The 16,802-nt window shown below is 70.9% G+C and carries 15 protein-coding genes; 7 read left to right on the forward strand and 8 right to left on the reverse strand.

The window, feature by feature from the left end; genetic code table 11:
- Positions 1 to 6 precede the first annotated feature (6 nt).
- Together OHB41_RS26275 and OHB41_RS26280 are read right to left on the reverse strand one after the other, a co-directional pair.
- Positions 7 to 1,647 carry a threonine/serine exporter family protein gene (locus tag OHB41_RS26275; RefSeq protein ID WP_266700629.1) on the reverse strand — a complete coding sequence of 547 codons (1,641 nt, stop codon included), beginning with the start codon at positions 1,645 to 1,647 and terminating at the stop codon, positions 7 to 9.
- 109 nt (positions 1,648 to 1,756) lie between these two features.
- Entirely contained in the window at positions 1,757 to 2,248 is a 492-nt protein-coding gene (locus OHB41_RS26280) for an inorganic diphosphatase (protein WP_168529311.1), read from the reverse strand.
- A 79-nt stretch (positions 2,249 to 2,327) separates the two neighbouring features.
- Here OHB41_RS26280 and dacB point away from each other — a divergent pair, with 79 nt between their 5' ends.
- From dacB to folE, 6 genes are all read left to right on the forward strand, one after another.
- A complete protein-coding gene (dacB, locus tag OHB41_RS26285) occupies positions 2,328 to 3,908 on the forward strand; it encodes a D-alanyl-D-alanine carboxypeptidase/D-alanyl-D-alanine endopeptidase (RefSeq protein ID WP_266700630.1) in 1,581 nt (526 codons plus the stop codon).
- Between the two features lie 242 nt (positions 3,909 to 4,150).
- The gene (locus OHB41_RS26290) at positions 4,151 to 5,272 is read left to right on the forward strand and encodes an Rv3626c family coenzyme F420 biosynthesis-associated protein (protein ID WP_266700631.1); all 1,122 of its coding nucleotides are present in this window, start codon (positions 4,151 to 4,153) and stop codon (positions 5,270 to 5,272) included.
- 193 nt (positions 5,273 to 5,465) lie between these two features.
- A complete protein-coding gene (tilS, locus tag OHB41_RS26295; RefSeq protein WP_266700632.1) occupies positions 5,466 to 6,491 on the forward strand; it encodes a tRNA lysidine(34) synthetase TilS in 1,026 nt (341 codons plus the stop codon).
- Between the two features lie 52 nt (positions 6,492 to 6,543).
- On the forward strand, positions 6,544 to 7,104 hold the full coding sequence (gene hpt, locus OHB41_RS26300; protein ID WP_266706139.1) for a hypoxanthine phosphoribosyltransferase: 561 nt from the start codon (positions 6,544 to 6,546) through the stop codon (positions 7,102 to 7,104).
- Between the two features lie 198 nt (positions 7,105 to 7,302).
- Complete coding sequence (gene ftsH / locus OHB41_RS26305; RefSeq protein WP_266700633.1) at positions 7,303 to 9,327, forward strand: ATP-dependent zinc metalloprotease FtsH; 2,025 nt, start codon at positions 7,303 to 7,305, stop codon at positions 9,325 to 9,327.
- A gap of 145 nt (positions 9,328 to 9,472) precedes the next feature.
- Entirely contained in the window at positions 9,473 to 10,078 is a 606-nt protein-coding gene (folE, locus tag OHB41_RS26310) for a GTP cyclohydrolase I FolE (protein ID WP_168529315.1), read from the forward strand.
- Between the two features lie 117 nt (positions 10,079 to 10,195).
- On the opposite strand, the gene OHB41_RS26315 is transcribed toward folE, so the two are convergent.
- The 6 genes from OHB41_RS26315 to OHB41_RS26340 all read right to left on the reverse strand — a co-directional run bounded on the left by OHB41_RS26315 (position 10,196) and on the right by OHB41_RS26340 (position 15,331).
- The gene (locus OHB41_RS26315) at positions 10,196 to 10,684 is read right to left on the reverse strand and encodes a DUF3180 domain-containing protein (RefSeq protein WP_266700634.1); all 489 of its coding nucleotides are present in this window, start codon (positions 10,682 to 10,684) and stop codon (positions 10,196 to 10,198) included.
- 64 nt (positions 10,685 to 10,748) lie between these two features.
- Positions 10,749 to 11,360, reverse strand: a complete 612-nt coding sequence (gene folK, locus OHB41_RS26320; protein WP_266700635.1) for a 2-amino-4-hydroxy-6-hydroxymethyldihydropteridine diphosphokinase — start codon at positions 11,358 to 11,360, stop codon at positions 10,749 to 10,751.
- A complete protein-coding gene (folB, locus tag OHB41_RS26325) occupies positions 11,357 to 11,716 on the reverse strand; it encodes a dihydroneopterin aldolase (RefSeq protein WP_266700636.1) in 360 nt (119 codons plus the stop codon). Before folB ends, folK begins: the two co-directional genes overlap by 4 nt.
- Before the next feature lie 249 nt (positions 11,717 to 11,965).
- On the reverse strand, positions 11,966 to 12,460 hold the full coding sequence (locus OHB41_RS26330; RefSeq protein ID WP_266700637.1) for a nuclear transport factor 2 family protein: 495 nt from the start codon (positions 12,458 to 12,460) through the stop codon (positions 11,966 to 11,968).
- Positions 12,457 to 13,317 carry a dihydropteroate synthase gene (folP, locus tag OHB41_RS26335; RefSeq protein ID WP_266700638.1) on the reverse strand — a complete coding sequence of 287 codons (861 nt, stop codon included), beginning with the start codon at positions 13,315 to 13,317 and terminating at the stop codon, positions 12,457 to 12,459. Before folP ends, OHB41_RS26330 begins: the two co-directional genes overlap by 4 nt.
- A gap of 208 nt (positions 13,318 to 13,525) precedes the next feature.
- A complete protein-coding gene (locus OHB41_RS26340) occupies positions 13,526 to 15,331 on the reverse strand; it encodes a phosphatidylglycerol lysyltransferase domain-containing protein (protein WP_266700639.1) in 1,806 nt (601 codons plus the stop codon).
- A 224-nt stretch (positions 15,332 to 15,555) separates the two neighbouring features.
- On the opposite strand from OHB41_RS26340, the gene OHB41_RS26345 reads away from it, so the two are divergent.
- On the forward strand, positions 15,556 to 16,680 hold the full coding sequence (locus OHB41_RS26345) for an alpha/beta hydrolase (RefSeq protein ID WP_266700640.1): 1,125 nt from the start codon (positions 15,556 to 15,558) through the stop codon (positions 16,678 to 16,680).
- Positions 16,681 to 16,802: the final 122 nt, after the last annotated feature.

Here is a 16,802-nt window from a genome sequence, read left to right on the forward strand (position 1 = left end):
GGGGACTCAGAAGCCCCTGGTCCGCTTGGCGGCCCGCCGCCCCGCGGCGGAGCCGCCGGGCACCCGCAGGAACAGCCGGGAGATCTCCGACCCCAGGTTCACCCCGATCGCGATGGCCATCGCGAGCGCGGCGGCCTTGGTGAGGGACACCAGCCCCTTGTCGACGTTGTTCTGGGCGATGGACAGCAGCCCGAAGTAGGTGGCCGAACCCGGCAGCAGGGGCCCGATCGCGGCGGTCGTGTACGGCAGCGCGGAGGCGAAGCGGTAGCGGGACAGAAGCTGCCCGAAGAGACCGACCAGGCCCGCCGCGACGGCCGTCGAGGCCACCGGTGAGATGCCGCCCGGGTAGTGCATCGCCCCGTAGACCGACCAGGCCACCCCGCCGTTGAGGGTGACCGCGAGGACGGTGGACCGTTCCTGCTGGAGCAGGACCGCGAAGGTCAGCGACAGCAGCATGGACGCGGCGATCTGCACCAGGGGCCGCTCGGAGATGCTCAGGGACTGGTCCGGGTTGAGCTGGGCGTCGAACTTCACGCCGAAATACAGCACCACCAGGACACCGACGACGATGCCCACGAAGAGGTACATGACCTCCAGCAGGCGCGCGGACGCGGTGATGTAGAAGCCGGTCAGCCCGTCCTGCACGCCGGCGACGAGCGCCCGTCCGGGCAGCAGCGCGAAGAGCCCACCGGTGATCACCGCGGACGCCTTCACGTCGACGTGCGCCAGCTGGAGCGCGACCCCGATCGCGGCCGGCGGCATCGCGGCCACCGTGAACTGGTAGAACTCCGGCAGCCCGCGCCCGGCGCACAGCCACGCGAGCCGGTCACCGAGCATCGCGCCGAGCGCCGCGGCGACGAACACCACGGCGTCACCGCCGACGAGCACCGAGGCGGCGCCCGCGAGCAGCCCGCTGGAGCCGGTCAGCACCCAGCCGGGATACGGGTGCCGGTTGCGTCGCATCTCGGCGAGCCGCCGGTAGGCGTCCTCCAGGGAGATGCCGGTCTCGGTGTCGCTCAGGTCGTCGACGAGCCGGTAGACGGCCGCCAGGCGTGTGTAGTCGGTGCCCCGGCGGCGTACCGTCCGTGAGGCCGTCACGGGATCGTCCACCAGGGACGGCTGGTGCGAGATCGACAGCAGCGTGAAGGTGACGTTCGGCTCGCAGCGGTCCAGGCCGTAGGAGCGGCAGACGGCGAACATGGCCGCCTCCACGTCCTCGGCGCCCTCGCCGCCCGCGAGCAGCAGCTCGCCGATACGCAGCGTCAGGTCGAGCACGCGCGGGACGGCGGGCCCCGACTCGTCCTCCTTGTGCACCAGCTCGGGTGCCGGGCGCTCGGCCACGGGCATGCGCAGCATCGTGCGCATCCGGTCCTGCCAGGGCACGTCCTTGGTCAGACTGACGACGGGGACGCCGGTCGCCGGTGTGAAGGCCGGCGGCGCGTGCCGTGCGCTGTAGGTGCGCGGCGTGCTGAACGCAGACCCCTCGGAGTCCGCCCCCGCCGGCTCCGGCGGCGCCAGCCCCCTGGGGATCGCGAACTCCGACGTGGTCCCCGACTCGTCCTCGACCGCCTGCGCCACGCCGTCCGGTTGGACGAAGGCGCTCCTCGCCTCGTCCGACTGCGGTTTGCGGTCCTCCGCTTCCGTCACCCACTGCTCCCGACTGCACAGGTCCAGTACGCCCCAGTATGCGCACTGATGCACGAACGGGCCGCGCCACCCCCGCAGGGGTGGCGCGGCCCGCGGATCTCAGGAGGGATCAGTGACCGCCCTGCTCCTTGAGTCGCTTGTAGGAACGCTCGATCTCGGCCTCGGCCTCCGTGCGGCCCACCCAGTTCGCGCCCTCGACGGACTTGCCGGGCTCCAGGTCCTTGTAGACCTCGAAGAAGTGCTGGATCTCCAGGCGGTCGAACTCCGACACGTGGTGGATGTCGCGCAGGTGCTCCACCCGCGGGTCGTGCGCCGGGACGCACAGCAGCTTGTCGTCGCCGCCGGCCTCGTCCGTCATACGGAACATGCCGATCGTGCGGCACTGGATGAGGCAGCCCGGGAAGGTCGGCTCGTCCAGGATGACCAGCGCGTCCAGCGGGTCGCCGTCCTCGCCGAGGGTGTTCTCGACGAAGCCGTAGTCGGCCGGGTAGCTGGTCGAGGTGAAGAGTCGACGGTCCAGGCGGATCCGACCGGTCTCGTGGTCCACCTCGTACTTGTTCCGCGAACCCTTCGGAATCTCGATCGTGACGTCGAACTCCACCGGTGGCTCCTCCATGATCAACACATAGTTCTGGTGATTAAGTGTCCCTCACGCAGGTGTGTGATCGCGAAAGGGGCTGGTGGTCGTGCCAGAGCTGAGGGCTTGGCGGGCCGCGAGACCGCATGTGCTGCGGGTCGCGCGGGCCGCGCGACCGCGGGTGAGGCGGGTCGCGCAGTCCGTACGTCCGCAGCTGGTGCGGGTCGCTCAAGCCGTGCGGCCGCGCTCCGGGAGGATCACGGCCCCGCAGCTCACGGCCGTGGCCGCCACCGCGGGCCTGGCGCTCGCGGCCGGGGCGGTGGCCGTGGCCGGTCCCTGGGACTCCACCGGTCAGCGTACGGCGGAGCGCGACTGGGCCGCATCGCGGGACCAGCAGGGTGGCGCAGATCACGGGCGGAACGCCGATACGTCCCCTACGTCGCCGGCACCCGCGCCCAGCGCCGCGTCCGTGCTCACCGGCCTCGGCAGTGTCACGTCCGCGGCGCCCGCGCCGGACGGCAAGGCCCTCGCGGCCACCCTCGACCGGCTCTTGGGCGTGCCCGCGCTCGGCGCCCGGCGCACGGCCGTGGTCGTCGACGTCGCGACCGGCAGGCGGCTGTACGGCAAGGAGGCAGCCACGGCGCAGACCCCGGCCTCCACCACCAAGATCGCCACCGCCGTCGCCGTGCTCTCCGCCGCGGGCGCCGACCACCGCCTCACCACCCGCACGGTGCTGGAACCCGGCACCAAGGAGGTCGTCCTCGTCGGCGGCGGCGACCCGACGCTGACCGCCCGCAAGGACGCCGGGGAGTGGGCGAGCCTGCGCACCCTCGCCGACGACACGGCGAAAGCGCTGAAGGCCCGTCACCTGGACCAGGTGACGCTCTCGTACGACACCTCGCTCTACTCCGGTCCCGCCGTGCATCCCATCGGTCCCAACCCCAACCTCGCGCCGGTCAGCGCCCTGACGGCCGACGAGGGGCGCACCGACGCCTCCACCAGCGGCCCGGCCGAACGCACCGCGGACCCGGCGGCGGACGCCGCCGGCACGTTCGCGGACCTGCTGCGGGCCAAGGGCATCGACACCACGTCCCCCGGCCCGTCGCGAGCCACCAGCGGCTCGCAGGCCCTCGCCTCGGTCTCCTCGCCACCCCTGTCCGCCCTCGTGGAGCGGATGTTGACGAACAGCGACAACGACATCGCGGAGGCCATGGCGCGTCAGGTCGCCGTCGCCACGGGACGGCAGCCGAGCTTCGGCGGCGGCGCCGGGGCGATCGACGCGCAGCTGCGGAAGCTCGGACTCCCGCTGTCCGGGGCGCACTTCACGGACGGCAGCGGCCTGAACCGCGACGACCGGCTGACGGCGGACCTGCTCACCGCCCTCCTGGTGAAGGCCGGCGACCCTGCCCGGCCCGAGCTGCGCCCGGTCCTGACCGGCCTCCCGGTCGCTGGCTTCACGGGCACCCTCAGCGACCGCTACACCGACGACTCCTCCGGACCCGGTGTCGTACGCGCCAAGACCGGCACCCTGACCGGGGTGAACACCCTGGCGGGCACGGTCGTCGACGCGGACGGCCGGCTGCTGGCCTTCGCCTTCCTGGCCTCCGGCACGTCCGATCCCATGGCGGCGCAGGCGGCCCTGGACGACACGGCCTCGACACTGGCGGGCTGCGGCTGCCGCTAGGCCGTGTCCGGACGCGGCCGGCTCGAAGGGTCAGGACCCGGCCGGCGCGAAGGGCCAGGACCCGACCCGGTGCCGCGACGGCGCCGATCCGACGTGGGCCCGCGGACCCGGACCGGGCCCCGCCGGACGCGCCGACGGGTCCTGGCCCCCGCAGCCGCACGAGCCCCAGCAGCCCCGGGCGGGGGACTCATCCGGCGCCGTACCCCTAACCGCAGCCGGATCCCCTCACGTACGGTTGACGCATGACGAGCATCGGTGGTGCCGAGATGGTCGACTGGAATCTCGCGGTGGCGACCGCGACCCGGCTCGTGCGGCCTGGCCCCGACGTGAGCCGCGACGAGGCCCGGGAGGTCGTCGCGGAGCTGCGCAGGCACGCGAAGGCCTCGGAGGCGCACGTCCGGGGCTTCACGCGGATGGGCACGGAGGACCTCCACGACACCCCCGTACTCGTGGTCGACCGACCCGGTTGGGTGCGGGCGAACGTCGCCGGGTTCCGGGAGGTCCTCAAGCCCCTGCTGGACAAGATGCAGGAACGCCGGGCGAGCGGCCCGGGCGGAGCCGTCCTCGGCGCCGTCGGCGGCAAGGTGACCGGCGTGGAGCTGGGCATGCTGCTGTCGTTCCTGTCGTCGCGGGTCCTAGGCCAGTACGAGACCTTCGCCCCCGCGACCCGCGAGCTGCCCGCCGGGGAGAACGGCGGCGGCAGGCTCCTGCTGGTCGCGCCGAACATCGTCCACGTGGAGCGCGAACTCGACGTGGAGCCCCACGACTTCCGCCTCTGGGTGTGTCTGCACGAGGAGACCCACCGCACCCAGTTCTCGGCCGTGCCCTGGCTGCGCGACCACCTGGAGGGCGAAATCCAGTCTTTCTTGGCCGAGACCGAGGTCGACCCCATGACGGTCCTGGAGCGCATCAGGGAGGCGGCGCAGTCGCTCGCGGGCGGGCGGCCCGAGGGCGAGGAGGACGAGGGCCGCTCACTGGTCGAGATCGTGCAGACGCCCGCCCAGCGGGAGATCCTGGCCCGGCTGACGGCCGTGATGTCGCTCCTGGAGGGGCACGCGGACTTCGTCATGGACGGCGTGGGCCCGGACGTGGTCGCGTCCGTCGGGGAGATCCGCGAGAAGTTCCAGCAGCGCCGGGCCAAGGGTGCCTCGCGCCTGGACCTCGCCCTGCGCAAGCTGCTGGGTCTGGACGCCAAACTGAAGCAGTACAGGGACGGCGAACGGTTCGTGCGCGCGGTCGTCGAACAGGTGGGCATGGACGGGTTCAACCGCGTGTGGACTTCCCCGAACACGCTCCCGACCAAGACGGAGATCGCCAAACCGGCGGACTGGGTCGCGCGGGTGCACCGCAAGACGGAGTCGTGAACCCTACGGCAAGGTCGTGAAACGAATCCGGCCGACGGCAGGTGAACGCCCCTCCAATCACCCGTCCGAGGGACCGTGGGCCATGCGTAGGCGTGCAATGCTCGGGGAACGGCCTGTTTCTGTCACCATCGACACACTCTGAGTGACCGAAACTCGGGCTCACCCCCCGAAAACTTCATGAAGGGAACCGGACATGGGTCCCCATCCTGCGGTCGCGGCGATACGCCTGGCGGTCCGCCGCGTACTCCACGACATCCTCATCGACCACACCCGACCCCCAGGCGGGTCCTCCCCGCTCGGCCCGCTCGGCCCGCTCGTTCTGGTCGCCTGCTCCGGCGGCGCCGACTCCATGGCGCTCGCCTCCGCGCTCGCCTTCGAAGCCCCCAAACTCGGTGTCCGCGCCGGCGGCATCACCGTGGACCACGGTCTGCAGTCCGGCTCCGATCTGCGCGCCGACGACGTGGTCGGACGCCTCGTCGAGCTGGGCATGGCGCCCGTCGAGTCCCTCGCCGTGACCGTCGGCCGCGACGGTGGCCCCGAGGCCGCCGCCCGCGACGCCCGGTACGCCGCCCTGGACGCCGCCGCAGAGCGCCACGGCGCCGCCGCGATCCTCCTCGGACACACGCGCGACGACCAGGCCGAGACGGTTCTGCTGGGCCTCGCCCGCGGCTCCGGCATCCGCTCCCTGTCCGGCATGGCCGAGGTCTCGGGGGCCGGCGGCCGTTACCGGCGCCCGTTCCTGCACCTCGACCGGCAGACCGCGCGCAAGGCCTGCATGGTCCAGTCGCTGCCCGTCTGGGACGACCCGCACAACGCCGACCCGGCCTACACCCGCTCGCGACTGCGCCACGAGGGTCTGCCCGCCCTGGAGAAGGCGCTGGGCAAAGGGGTGGTCGGAGCCCTCGCCCGTACGGCCCAGCTCTCCCGTGACGACGCCGACGCCCTCGACGCCTGGGCCCGTCAGGCCGAGGCCTCCGTGCGGGACACCGCGGGCCTGCTGGAGTGCGCCAAGCTGTACGCCCTGCCGCCCGCCGTACGCCGCCGCATCCTGCGCCGGGCCGCCATCGAGGCGGGTGCCCCGGCCGGTTCGCTGTTCGCCCGCCACATCGAGGAAGTCGACCGGCTGATCACCGGCTGGCGCGGTCAGGGAGTCATCAATCTCCCGGGCAAAGTCGTCGCGCAGCGGCAGGGTGGCAGACTGGTGATTCGGCAAAGCTGAAACGCGCCCCCTCCGGAGAGGGCCGTGACAGCCGGTGGGACGACCGAAAGTGATGCGGGTGGACGCGAAAGACATGGGCACCGACCTCAAGTCGGTGCTCATCACCAAGGAAGAGATCGACGCGAAGCTGGTCGAGCTGGCCGCGAAGGTCGACGCGGAGTACGCGGGCAAGGACCTGCTGATCGTGGGGGTGCTCAAGGGTGCCGTCATGGTCATGGCGGACCTCGCGCGCGCGCTGTCCACCCCCGTCACCATGGACTGGATGGCGGTGTCCTCGTACGGCGCGGGCACCCAGTCCTCCGGTGTGGTGCGGATCCTCAAGGACCTCGACACCGACATCAAGGGCAAGCACGTCCTGATCGTCGAGGACATCATCGACTCCGGGCTGACCCTGTCCTGGCTGATCTCCAACCTCGGCTCCCGCGAGCCGGCCTCCCTCAAGGTGTGCACGCTGCTGCGCAAGCCGGAGGCGGCCAAGGTCGCGATCGACGTGGAGTGGGTCGGCTTCGACATCCCGAACGAGTTCGTGGTCGGGTACGGCCTGGACTACGCCGAGAAGTACCGCAACCTCCCGTTCGTCGGTACGCTCGCGCCTCACGTCTACGGCGGCTGAACCCCCGAGTCCCGGTCTTCGTAAGACGATCGGGAACCCCAGCGGGTTTCGCGCCGTTGGAGCATGCGTGGGCGGGATTGTCAGTCGTCCCCTGCGGCTTCGGGTGACAATGCTGGGGTACCGTCCGAAGAACAGTCTTTCTAAGTCTTTATCAAACTCACTATGGCAGGAGGGACGGGGCGGCTCCGCTCCGTATGGATGGACGTGAAGCGATACTTCCGTGGGCCGGTCATGTGGATCGTGCTGGCCGTCCTTGCCGTGGTCGTGTTGATGCAGGTCGTCGGCTCGTCCGGCGGCTACAAGACAGTGGACACCGGCCAGGTCGTCCAGGCGATCAATGACAACAAGGTCGAGTCGGCCAAGATCACCACTGGCGACGAGCAGGTCATCAAGGTCTCGCTGAAGGACGGCGAGAAGGTCGATGGCAGCTCGAAGATCCAGTCGAGCTACATCGGCGACCAGGGCGTGGCCCTGGCCAACACCCTGCAGGACAAGTACCAGAACAAGCAGATCCCGGACGGCTACACGGTTTCGCCGTCCAAGCAGAACCCGTTCCTGGGCATCCTGCTGTCGCTGCTTCCCTTCGTCCTCATCGTCGTCGTCTTCCTGTTCCTGATGAACCAGATGCAGGGCGGCGGCTCCCGGGTCATGAACTTCGGGAAGTCCAAGGCGAAGCTCATCACCAAGGACACCCCGAAGACGACGTTCTCGGACGTCGCGGGTTCGGACGAGGCGGTGGAGGAACTCCAGGAGATCAAGGAGTTCCTGCAGGAGCCGGCGAAGTTCCAGGCCGTCGGGGCGAAGATCCCCAAGGGTGTGCTCCTGTACGGGCCTCCCGGTACCGGCAAGACGCTGCTCGCACGCGCCGTCGCGGGCGAGGCCGGCGTTCCCTTCTACTCGATCTCGGGTTCCGACTTCGTCGAGATGTTCGTCGGTGTCGGTGCCTCCCGGGTCCGTGACCTCTTCGAGCAGGCCAAGGCGAACGCCCCGGCGATCGTCTTCGTCGACGAGATCGACGCGGTCGGCCGCCACCGCGGCGCCGGCCTCGGCGGTGGTCACGACGAGCGCGAGCAGACGCTGAACCAGCTGCTCGTCGAGATGGACGGCTTCGACGTGAAGGGCGGCGTGATCCTCATCGCCGCCACGAACCGGCCCGACATCCTCGACCCGGCCCTTCTGCGCCCCGGCCGCTTCGACCGCCAGATCGCGGTCGACCGCCCGGACATGCAGGGCCGTCTGGAGATCCTCAAGGTTCACCAGAAGGGCAAGCCGGTCGCTCCGGACGTCGACCTGTCCGCCGTCGCCCGCCGCACGCCCGGCTTCACGGGTGCCGACCTGGCCAACGTGCTGAATGAGGCCGCGCTCCTGACGGCCCGCAGCAACCAGAAGCTGGTCGACAACAACATGCTGGACGAGGCGATCGACCGTGTGGTCGCGGGCCCGCAGAAGCGGACCCGGATCATGTCGGACAAGGAGAAGAAGATCACCGCGTACCACGAGGGCGGCCACGCCCTGGTCGCGGCGGCGTCTCCGAACTCCGACCCGGTCCACAAGATCACGATCCTGTCGCGCGGACGGGCCCTCGGCTACACGATGGTCCTGCCGGACGAGGACAAGTACTCCACGACGCGCAACGAGATGCTGGACCAGCTTGCTTACATGCTGGGCGGCCGCGCGGCCGAGGAGCTCGTCTTCCACGACCCGACCACCGGTGCCGCGAACGACATCGAGAAGGCCACCGCAACGGCCCGCGCGATGGTCACGCAGTACGGCATGACCGAGCGTCTCGGCGCGATCAAGTTCGGCGGCGACAACACCGAGCCGTTCCTCGGCCGGGAGATGTCGCACCCGCGCGACTACTCGGAAGAGGTCGCCGCGCTCGTCGACGAAGAGGTCAAGAAGCTCATCGAGAACGCGCACAACGAGGCCTGGGAGATCCTGGTCGAGAACCGCGATGTTCTGGACGCGCTGGTGCTCCAGCTGCTGGAGAAGGAGACGCTGAGCAAGGAGCAGATCGCCGAGGTCTTCGCTCCCATCGTGAAGCGCCCGGCCCGCCCCGCGTGGACCGGCTCCTCCCGCCGCACCCCGTCCACCCGCCCGCCGGTGCTCTCCCCCAAGGAGCTGTCACTGACGAACGGGGCGAACGGCGCGACGCCGTCCATCGTCAAGACGGAATCCGTCCCGGCGAAGGAAGCGGCTCCCGAGGACCGCACGGAGGGCTGACCCGCTCAGCTCCCCGGCGGCCTCAGCAGGCCCGGAATGATTGCCGCGCCCCCCAGGTTTTAGCCTGGGGGGCGCGGCATTGCGGTATGCCCGCACGTCGGCGCGTCGAACCGCACGCGCCGAGAGGCACAGGAACGAGGACCACATGACCGACCCCGTGACGCTGGACGGCGAGGGCTCGATCGGCGAATTCGACGAGAAGCGCGCCGAGAACGCCGTACGAGAGCTCCTCATCGCGGTCGGCGAGGACCCGGAGCGCGAGGGCCTGCGGGAGACACCGGGGCGGGTGGCGAGGGCCTACAGGGAGATATTCGCCGGGCTGTGGCAGCGGCCCGAGGACGTGCTGACGACCACTTTTGACCTCGGGCACGACGAGATGGTCCTCGTGAAGGACATCGAGGTCCTTAGCAGCTGTGAGCATCATCTGGTCCCGTTCGTCGGGGTGGCCCATGTGGGGTACATCCCGTCCTCGGACGGCAAGATCACGGGGCTCTCGAAGCTGGCCCGGCTCGTGGACGTCTACGCCCGGCGTCCGCAGGTTCAGGAACGGCTCACCACGCAGATCGCCGACTCCCTGATGGAGATCCTGGAGCCGCGCGGCGTGATCGTCGTCGTGGAGTGCGAACACATGTGCATGTCGATGCGCGGGGTCCGCAAGCCGGGAGCGAAGACCATCACCTCGGCGGTGCGCGGCCAGATGCGGGATCCGGCCACTCGCAACGAGGCGATGAGCCTGATCATGGCCCGCTGAGCCCGCTCCTCGCACACCGGGCGTGCTCCCGGTGCGCGGACGCCCTCCGGGCGGGCCAGGGCCCGGTCACCGGCGTCGGGGGTCGGGTCGCTGTGCGGTGCGGGCGCCGGACGGGCGTCACGCGACCGGAGCCGCGCCGCCGTGTTCGTTGTCGTCGTCCTCCGGGAGTTTGCAGACGCGCTCCAGGAAGAAGGCGGCCGCTATGACGGCGATGCCGGCCAGGACCGAGAAGCCGGCGTAGATGGCCTGGTCGCGCAGGGCCGGGACTTCCAGGGACTCGAGCAGGAACGCGCCCGCGCCGCCGTACATGCCCGCCACCAGGGCGGCGACCAGGGCGCTCGCCTGGCCGAAGACGACCGCGCGGGCCGCCATCAGCGGGTCGACGCCCTTGGCGCCGGGGCGGCGCTCGCGCTGGGCCTTGAGGCGGGCGCGCAGCGAGAGCGCCGTGGACAGCAGCACGACGGCGATCAGGGCCAGCACGATGGGGGCGGCCAGAGGGACGCGGGGAAGCGTCCCCACCGCGTTCCACAGCCGGGCGCCCGCCCAGGACAGCACGCCCGCCACGACGAACACGGCGGCCAGCGTCCTGATCCGCAGCTCTTTCACTTTGCCCCTTCGGTCACCCGCCCCCGGACGGTCGTCCGGCCTCTGGTCGTCTTGACCTTAACGACTACTCGGGCAGGTGGAGTTCCAGGTCGGCGCGGGGCGTGACATCGTCCTGGCCGACGCCGGCGAGGAGCTGTGCCACCGGGCCGCGTCCGGGCAACTGGGCCTCGGGTTCCACGTCCTGCCAGGGGACGAGGACGAAGGCCCGCTCGTGGGCGTGCGGGTGAGGGAGCGTCAGGACCGGGTCGTCCGAGACGACATCGGCGTACGCCACGATGTCCACGTCGATCGTGCGGGCGCCCCAGCGTTCGTCGCGTACCCGGTCGAAGGCCTCCTCGACCGCGTGCGCCCGCTCCAGGAGCGAGGACGGGGGGAGGGTGGTCTTGAGGACCACGACCGCGTTGAGGTACGACGGCTGGCTGCCCGGCTCGACGCCCCACGGCTCCGTCTCGTAGACGGGCGAGACCGCTTTGATGCGGACGCCGGGGGTGTCCTCCAGAGCGTCGACGGCGCCCTGCAGGGTCTCCAGCCGGTTGCCCAGGTTCGAGCCGAGCGAGAGGACCGCCCGCTTCGGGTTCTGCAGGGTCGTGTCGGCCGCGTCCACGCGCTCCACCACGGAGGCGGGCACCGGCTGGACCGTCGGGTCGCTCTGGCCTTCGGTGTAGGACGCAGTCATACTCGGCTCCGGGTGATGGTGACGGTCACGTCGTCGAAGGGGACCGGGATCGGCGCGTCCGGTTTGTGGACGCAGACTTCGACCTCGCTCACCCCGTCGTGCTTCAGGCAGGCCTGGGCGATGCGCTCGGCGAGCGTCTCGATGAGATCGACGGGTTCGCCCTCGACGATGGCCACGACCTCCTCCGCCACGATGCCGTAGTGCACGGTCTTCGTCAGGTCGTCGTCGGCCGCGGCCGATCGGGTGTCCAGGCCCAGCGACAGGTCCACGATGAAGGGCTGTCCCTCTTCGCGTTCCTTCTGGAAGACACCGTGGTGTCCGCGAGCCTTGAGGCCGCGCAGCGCGACACGATCCACGCGAATCACTCCTGCAATCGTCGGTAGGGTCCGTCGTGCACCGCGTGCGGTCGGCACACCGGCCTTCGGACGAATCTACCTGCGGGCACTGACAGTGTCGGTCCGTGGGGGCGCGCGCCCACATGATGGTCACGAGGCTTCATCGGGTGTTTCCCCTGGGGAACGCGGCGGCTCACGGGTCGGTAGCGGCCCATACCCGGCGGTTCGTGATTCCAACCACTTCTTGGTTCCCCCGGGCGTCCGGCCCACTCAACCGGGTGTCTCCTCGTCCTCCTCCTCGCCGGATTCGGCGAGGACGGGGGAGGCGTGGTGCGACCAGAGCTTCCAGCCGTCGTCCGTGCGCCGGAACACGTTCGTGGCGACGACCAGCTGGCCGACCAGCGGGCCGAGCTCGTCGCTGTCGTCGGGCGCGGGGCCGCCGCTGAGGATGTTCTCGGTGCAGGTGACCAGCGCGGTGTCGCCGGTCACGGAGACGTGCACGTCCGTGAGGAAGAACTGGATGTACTCGGTGTTGGCCATGATCAGCGCGTACGAGCGCAGGACCTCGCCTCGGCCGTTGAGGACCGGCCAGCCGGGGTGGACGCAGGAGACGTCCGCGCCCTCGCTCCCGACGCTGTCGTCGCCGGTGTCCAGAGGGGCCAGCCAGAGGGACGACAGCGTCTCGAAGTCGCCCCTTTCCAGTGCCTCGTAGAAGGCGGTGTTGGCGAGTTCGACCTGCTCGACGTCGGTGCGCGGTGCGCTCACTGGGCTCCCTCGACGGCCCGGGCGACGCGGACGGCGTCGGCGGTGGCCCGTACCTCGTGGACACGGACCGCCCACGCGCCCTGGTGGGCGGCGAGCGCGGAGACGGCGGCGGTGGCGGCGTCCCGTTCGCGGGCGGGTGGCGGGGCGCCCTCCGGGCCCGCCAGGACGTGGCCGAGGAAGCGTTTGCGCGACGCGGCGACCAGGAGCGGGCGGCCGAGTCCGCCCAGCCGGTCGAGGTGGGCGAGGAGTGCCAGGTCGTGCTCGGAGTCCTTGGAGAAGCCGAGGCCCGGGTCGACGACGATCCGGTCGGGGCTGACGCCGCCGGCCAGAACGGCCTCCACGCGCGCGTGGAGCTCGTCGACGACTTCGGAGACGACGTCCGTGTAGGTCCCCCGTACGTTGCCGCCCTCCAGGAAGCCGCGCCAGTGCATGACCACGAAGGGGGCTCCGGCCGCGGCGACGGCGGGGATCATCGCGGGGTCGGCGAGACCGCCGCTGACGTCGTTGACCAGGGCGGCTCCGGCGGCGAGCGCCTGCTCGGCGACGCTGGCGCGCATGGTGTCCACGGAGACGGTGATGCCCTCGGAGGCCAGGCCCCGGACGACCGGGATCACCCGCTTGAGCTCTTCCGCCTCGTCGACGCGGGAGGCGCCGGGGCGGGTGGACTCGCCGCCCACGTCCACCAGGTCGGCGCCCTCGGTGACCAGGTGGAGGCCGTGTTTGACGGCGGCCGTCGTGTCGAACCAGCGTCCGCCGTCCGAGAAGGAATCGGGCGTGACGTTGACGACTCCCATGACCGCGCAGCGGTCCCAGGTCGGCAGTCCCGCGACGTGGCCGCGCCGGCGCTCAGTGCTCATACGTCCAGCCTAGGCCTCCGGCGAGGGCCGGATTCCTCCGCGGGCCGCCCGTGACCGGGGTCTTCGGGCCGCTCCCGGCCGGTTCGGGTTGCTCCGCGGACCCCTCCACCGTGCGGGCCCCCGTGGTGCGGGCGAGGGCCCCCAGGGCTGGGGCAGGAGTCCTCGGGCGGCGTCGTCCGCGCGGCTACGCGCGGCTCCGTCCGTGCGCCTACGCCGCTCTGACCCCGTGTTCCGCCACCGCGTGCGCGCAGGGGCGCGGGGCCCGGACGCGGCGGCGGAGCAGCCCGGGAAGGGCCAGGTTCACGAAGCCCTCGGCCTGCATGGCGGCGAAGCCGATGCGCGGGAGGTCGCGGGAGGAGCCGTAGACGACGAAGCGGGGCTCCCAGCGCGGGCGGAACTTGGCGTTGAACTTGTACAGGGACTCGATCTGGAACCAGCGGGACAGGAAGACCAGCAGTCCCCGCCAGGCGCGCAGCACGGGCCCCGCGCCGATCTTCTCGCCGCGTGCCAGCGCCGAGCGGAACATCGCGAAGTTGAGCGAGATCCGCTGGATGCCGAGGCGGGGGGACGCCTCCAGGGCGGCCACGATGAGGAGTTCGTTCATGCCGGGGTCGGCCGCGCGGTCGCGCCGCATGAGGTCCAGGGAGACCCCGTCGGCGCCCCACGGGACGAAGTGGAGGACGGCCTTCAGGTCACCGTACGGGCCGGGTGTGTCGTCGGCCTTGTGGGCGGTGGCGATGAGGCAGTCGCTGTCGGAGGGGTCGCCGATGCGGCCGAGCGCCATGGAGAAGCCGCGTTCGGTGTCCGTGCCGCGCCACGCCTCCGAGGCGCGGCGTATCCGGTCCAGTTCGCCCTCGCTCAGGTCACGGATGCGCCGCACCCGGGTCTCGTAGCCAGCCCGTTCGATGCGTTTCACCATCTGGCGCACGTTGCGCATCGCGCGCCCGGCCAACGAGAAATCCGCGACGTCCACCACCGCCTCGTCGCCCAGTTCGAGGGCGTCGAGACCGGTCTCGCGGGTCCACACCTCGCCGCCCGTCTCCGAGCAGCCCATCACGGCGGGGGTCCAGGAGTGGGCCTTGGCCTCGTCCATGAAGCGTTCGATGGCGCCGGGCCAGGCCTCGACGTCACCGATGGGGTCGCCGCTGGCCAGCATCACGCCGGAGACGACGCGGTAGGTGACGGCGGCCTTGCCGCTGGGCGAGAACACGACGGCCTTGTCACGGCGGAGCGCGAAGTGACCGAGCGAGTCGCGGCCGCCGTGCTTGTCGAGGAGGGTCCGCAGCCGGCTCTCGTCGTCCTCCGTCAGGCGGGCGGCGGGGTGTTCGGGGCGGAAGGCCAGATAGATCGTCGTGACGGCGGTCAGCCAGCCGAGCGCGCCGAGCGAGAAGGCGACCGTCCAGGAGGTGGGTCCGGCGTAGTCGACGGGGCCCTCGAAGCCGAACAGCCCGTACAGCACGTGGGCGAGGCGGTCGGCCACGCTCGGGTCGCCGACCATCCGGTCCTCGTGGACGCTGACGATGATCAGCCCGAGAACGAGGGAGCCGGCGCCCATGAGGACGAAGTTCGCGAGGGCCCGCCAGCGGCTGCGCGGATCGGGCAGGGCGGCGAACTCGCTGCGGTGGCGCAGCAGCGGTGCGAGCAGCGCGAGGGAGATGACGACGCCGATGAGCGAATGGCGGTAGGCGAACTGGGCGACGGCGCCGGCCGGCAGCAGCACCACGGCGGCGCGCCACGCCCGGCGCTTGCGGCGGCGCAGTCCATGAGCGAGGAGCAGGAGGAGCACGCCCGCGCTGAGCGACAGCGCCGCGGCGAAGGGTCCGAACGAACCCGGCAGCACCTCGGCGAGGGCGTGCATACGGCTGCGCCGGAAGCGCGGGAAGACGCCGGCGGCGATGTCCAGGACCCCTACGAGTGTGCAGGCCCTGGCGACGAGGGCGGGGACGGCCTCAGGGCGGGGACCACGGACTATGCGTCGCGTCCCACCTGTTCGGTCTGGAACCTCACCCGACATTTCCCCATCTATCCTGACAGACATCGCATCCCGTAGTTCTGCGAGAGACCTTGATTCCGGTGCCATTCCGGCATCCGGCGACATTGCGCCCTCTAGGACGGTGTCTAGGGGGGTCAGGTTCACTCCCCATCGGAAAGCCGTTTCAAAAGGCAAGGAAAGTCCGGGGCAAGCTCCTGCGAAGGAGCAGGGCGGCCCGGGACGGGAAGCGCAGGCGGGAACAGTCCATGGGTCTCACAAGCAACAAGGTGCTGGTGTTGGCGATCTTGTTCGCCGTGCTGCTGTTCGCCGGCACGGTGTGGTGGTGGCCACGGCTGGCGCGGCGCGACTGGCCGGCTGTCGGCGGACGGATCGGCATGCTTCTGGTCACCCAGGTGGCGGTCTTCGTCTCGATCGGCCTGTTCGCCAACCAGGCGTTCGGGTTCTACGCGAGCTGGGCCGACCTTCTCGGCCGGGAGAGCGGCCAGGGTGTGGTGGTCGACCATTCGGGCCGCGGGGCCGGCGGCCCTCTCCAGGTGGTCGACACCCAGCAGGTGAATGTGTCGGGCGGGGCCCGGCCGCAGGTCGGCGGTCAGATCCAGAAGGTCGACATCGTCGGCCGTACGACACACATCGCCACCCCGGCGTACGTCTATCTGCCCCCCGAGTACTTCCAGTCGCGCTATCGCACCCGTACCTTCCCGGCGACCACGGTCCTCACCGGGTACCCGGGCACCGCGGAGGCGCTCATCAAGGGGCTGCACTATCCGCAGACGGCCCACGAGTTGGCCAAGGACGGCAGGATGCAGCCGATGATCCTCGTCATGATGCGGCCCACCGTCGCGCCGCCGCGGGACACCGAATGCGTGGACATCCCGGGCGGACCGCAGACCGAGTCCTTCTTCGCCAAGGACCTTCCCGAGGTCGTGGCGGCCCACTACAGGGTGGGCAGGAAGCCCGGGAGCTGGGGGATCATCGGCGACTCCACGGGCGGCTACTGCGCGCTGAAGCTGGCCGTGCACCACCCCGAGACGTACGCCGCCGGGGCGGGCCTGTCGCCCTACTACAGGGCGCCGATCGATCCGACGACGGGCGACCTCTTCCACGGGGACCGGCTGCTGCGCAACTCGGCCGACCTGCGCTGGTACCTGCGGCACAATCCCGCGCCCCGCACGTCGCTGCTGGTCACCAGCAGCAAGGAGGGCGAGCACAACTACAGGGACACGCTGAGGTTCATCGACCAGGTGAAGGGCACGGGGCGCACCGGGATCGCGTCGATCATCCTCGACAGCGGGGGTCACAATTTCAACACGTGGCGCAGGGAGATCCCGGGGGCGCTGCAGTGGATGAGCGGGATGCTGAGCGACCGCTGACGGCCCCGACGGAGATCGCCGACGGCCCTTCCGGGGAGCGCGATCGGCCGGGCGGAGAAGATCCGGAGAATTCCCGCTGACTGTTTCGCGGTGCGTTCTCCGGCCGTTCCGCGGGCTATTCG

It is taken from the genome of Streptomyces sp. NBC_01571 (genome assembly GCF_026339875.1).
Classification (GTDB): Bacteria; Actinomycetota; Actinomycetes; order Streptomycetales; family Streptomycetaceae; genus Streptomyces.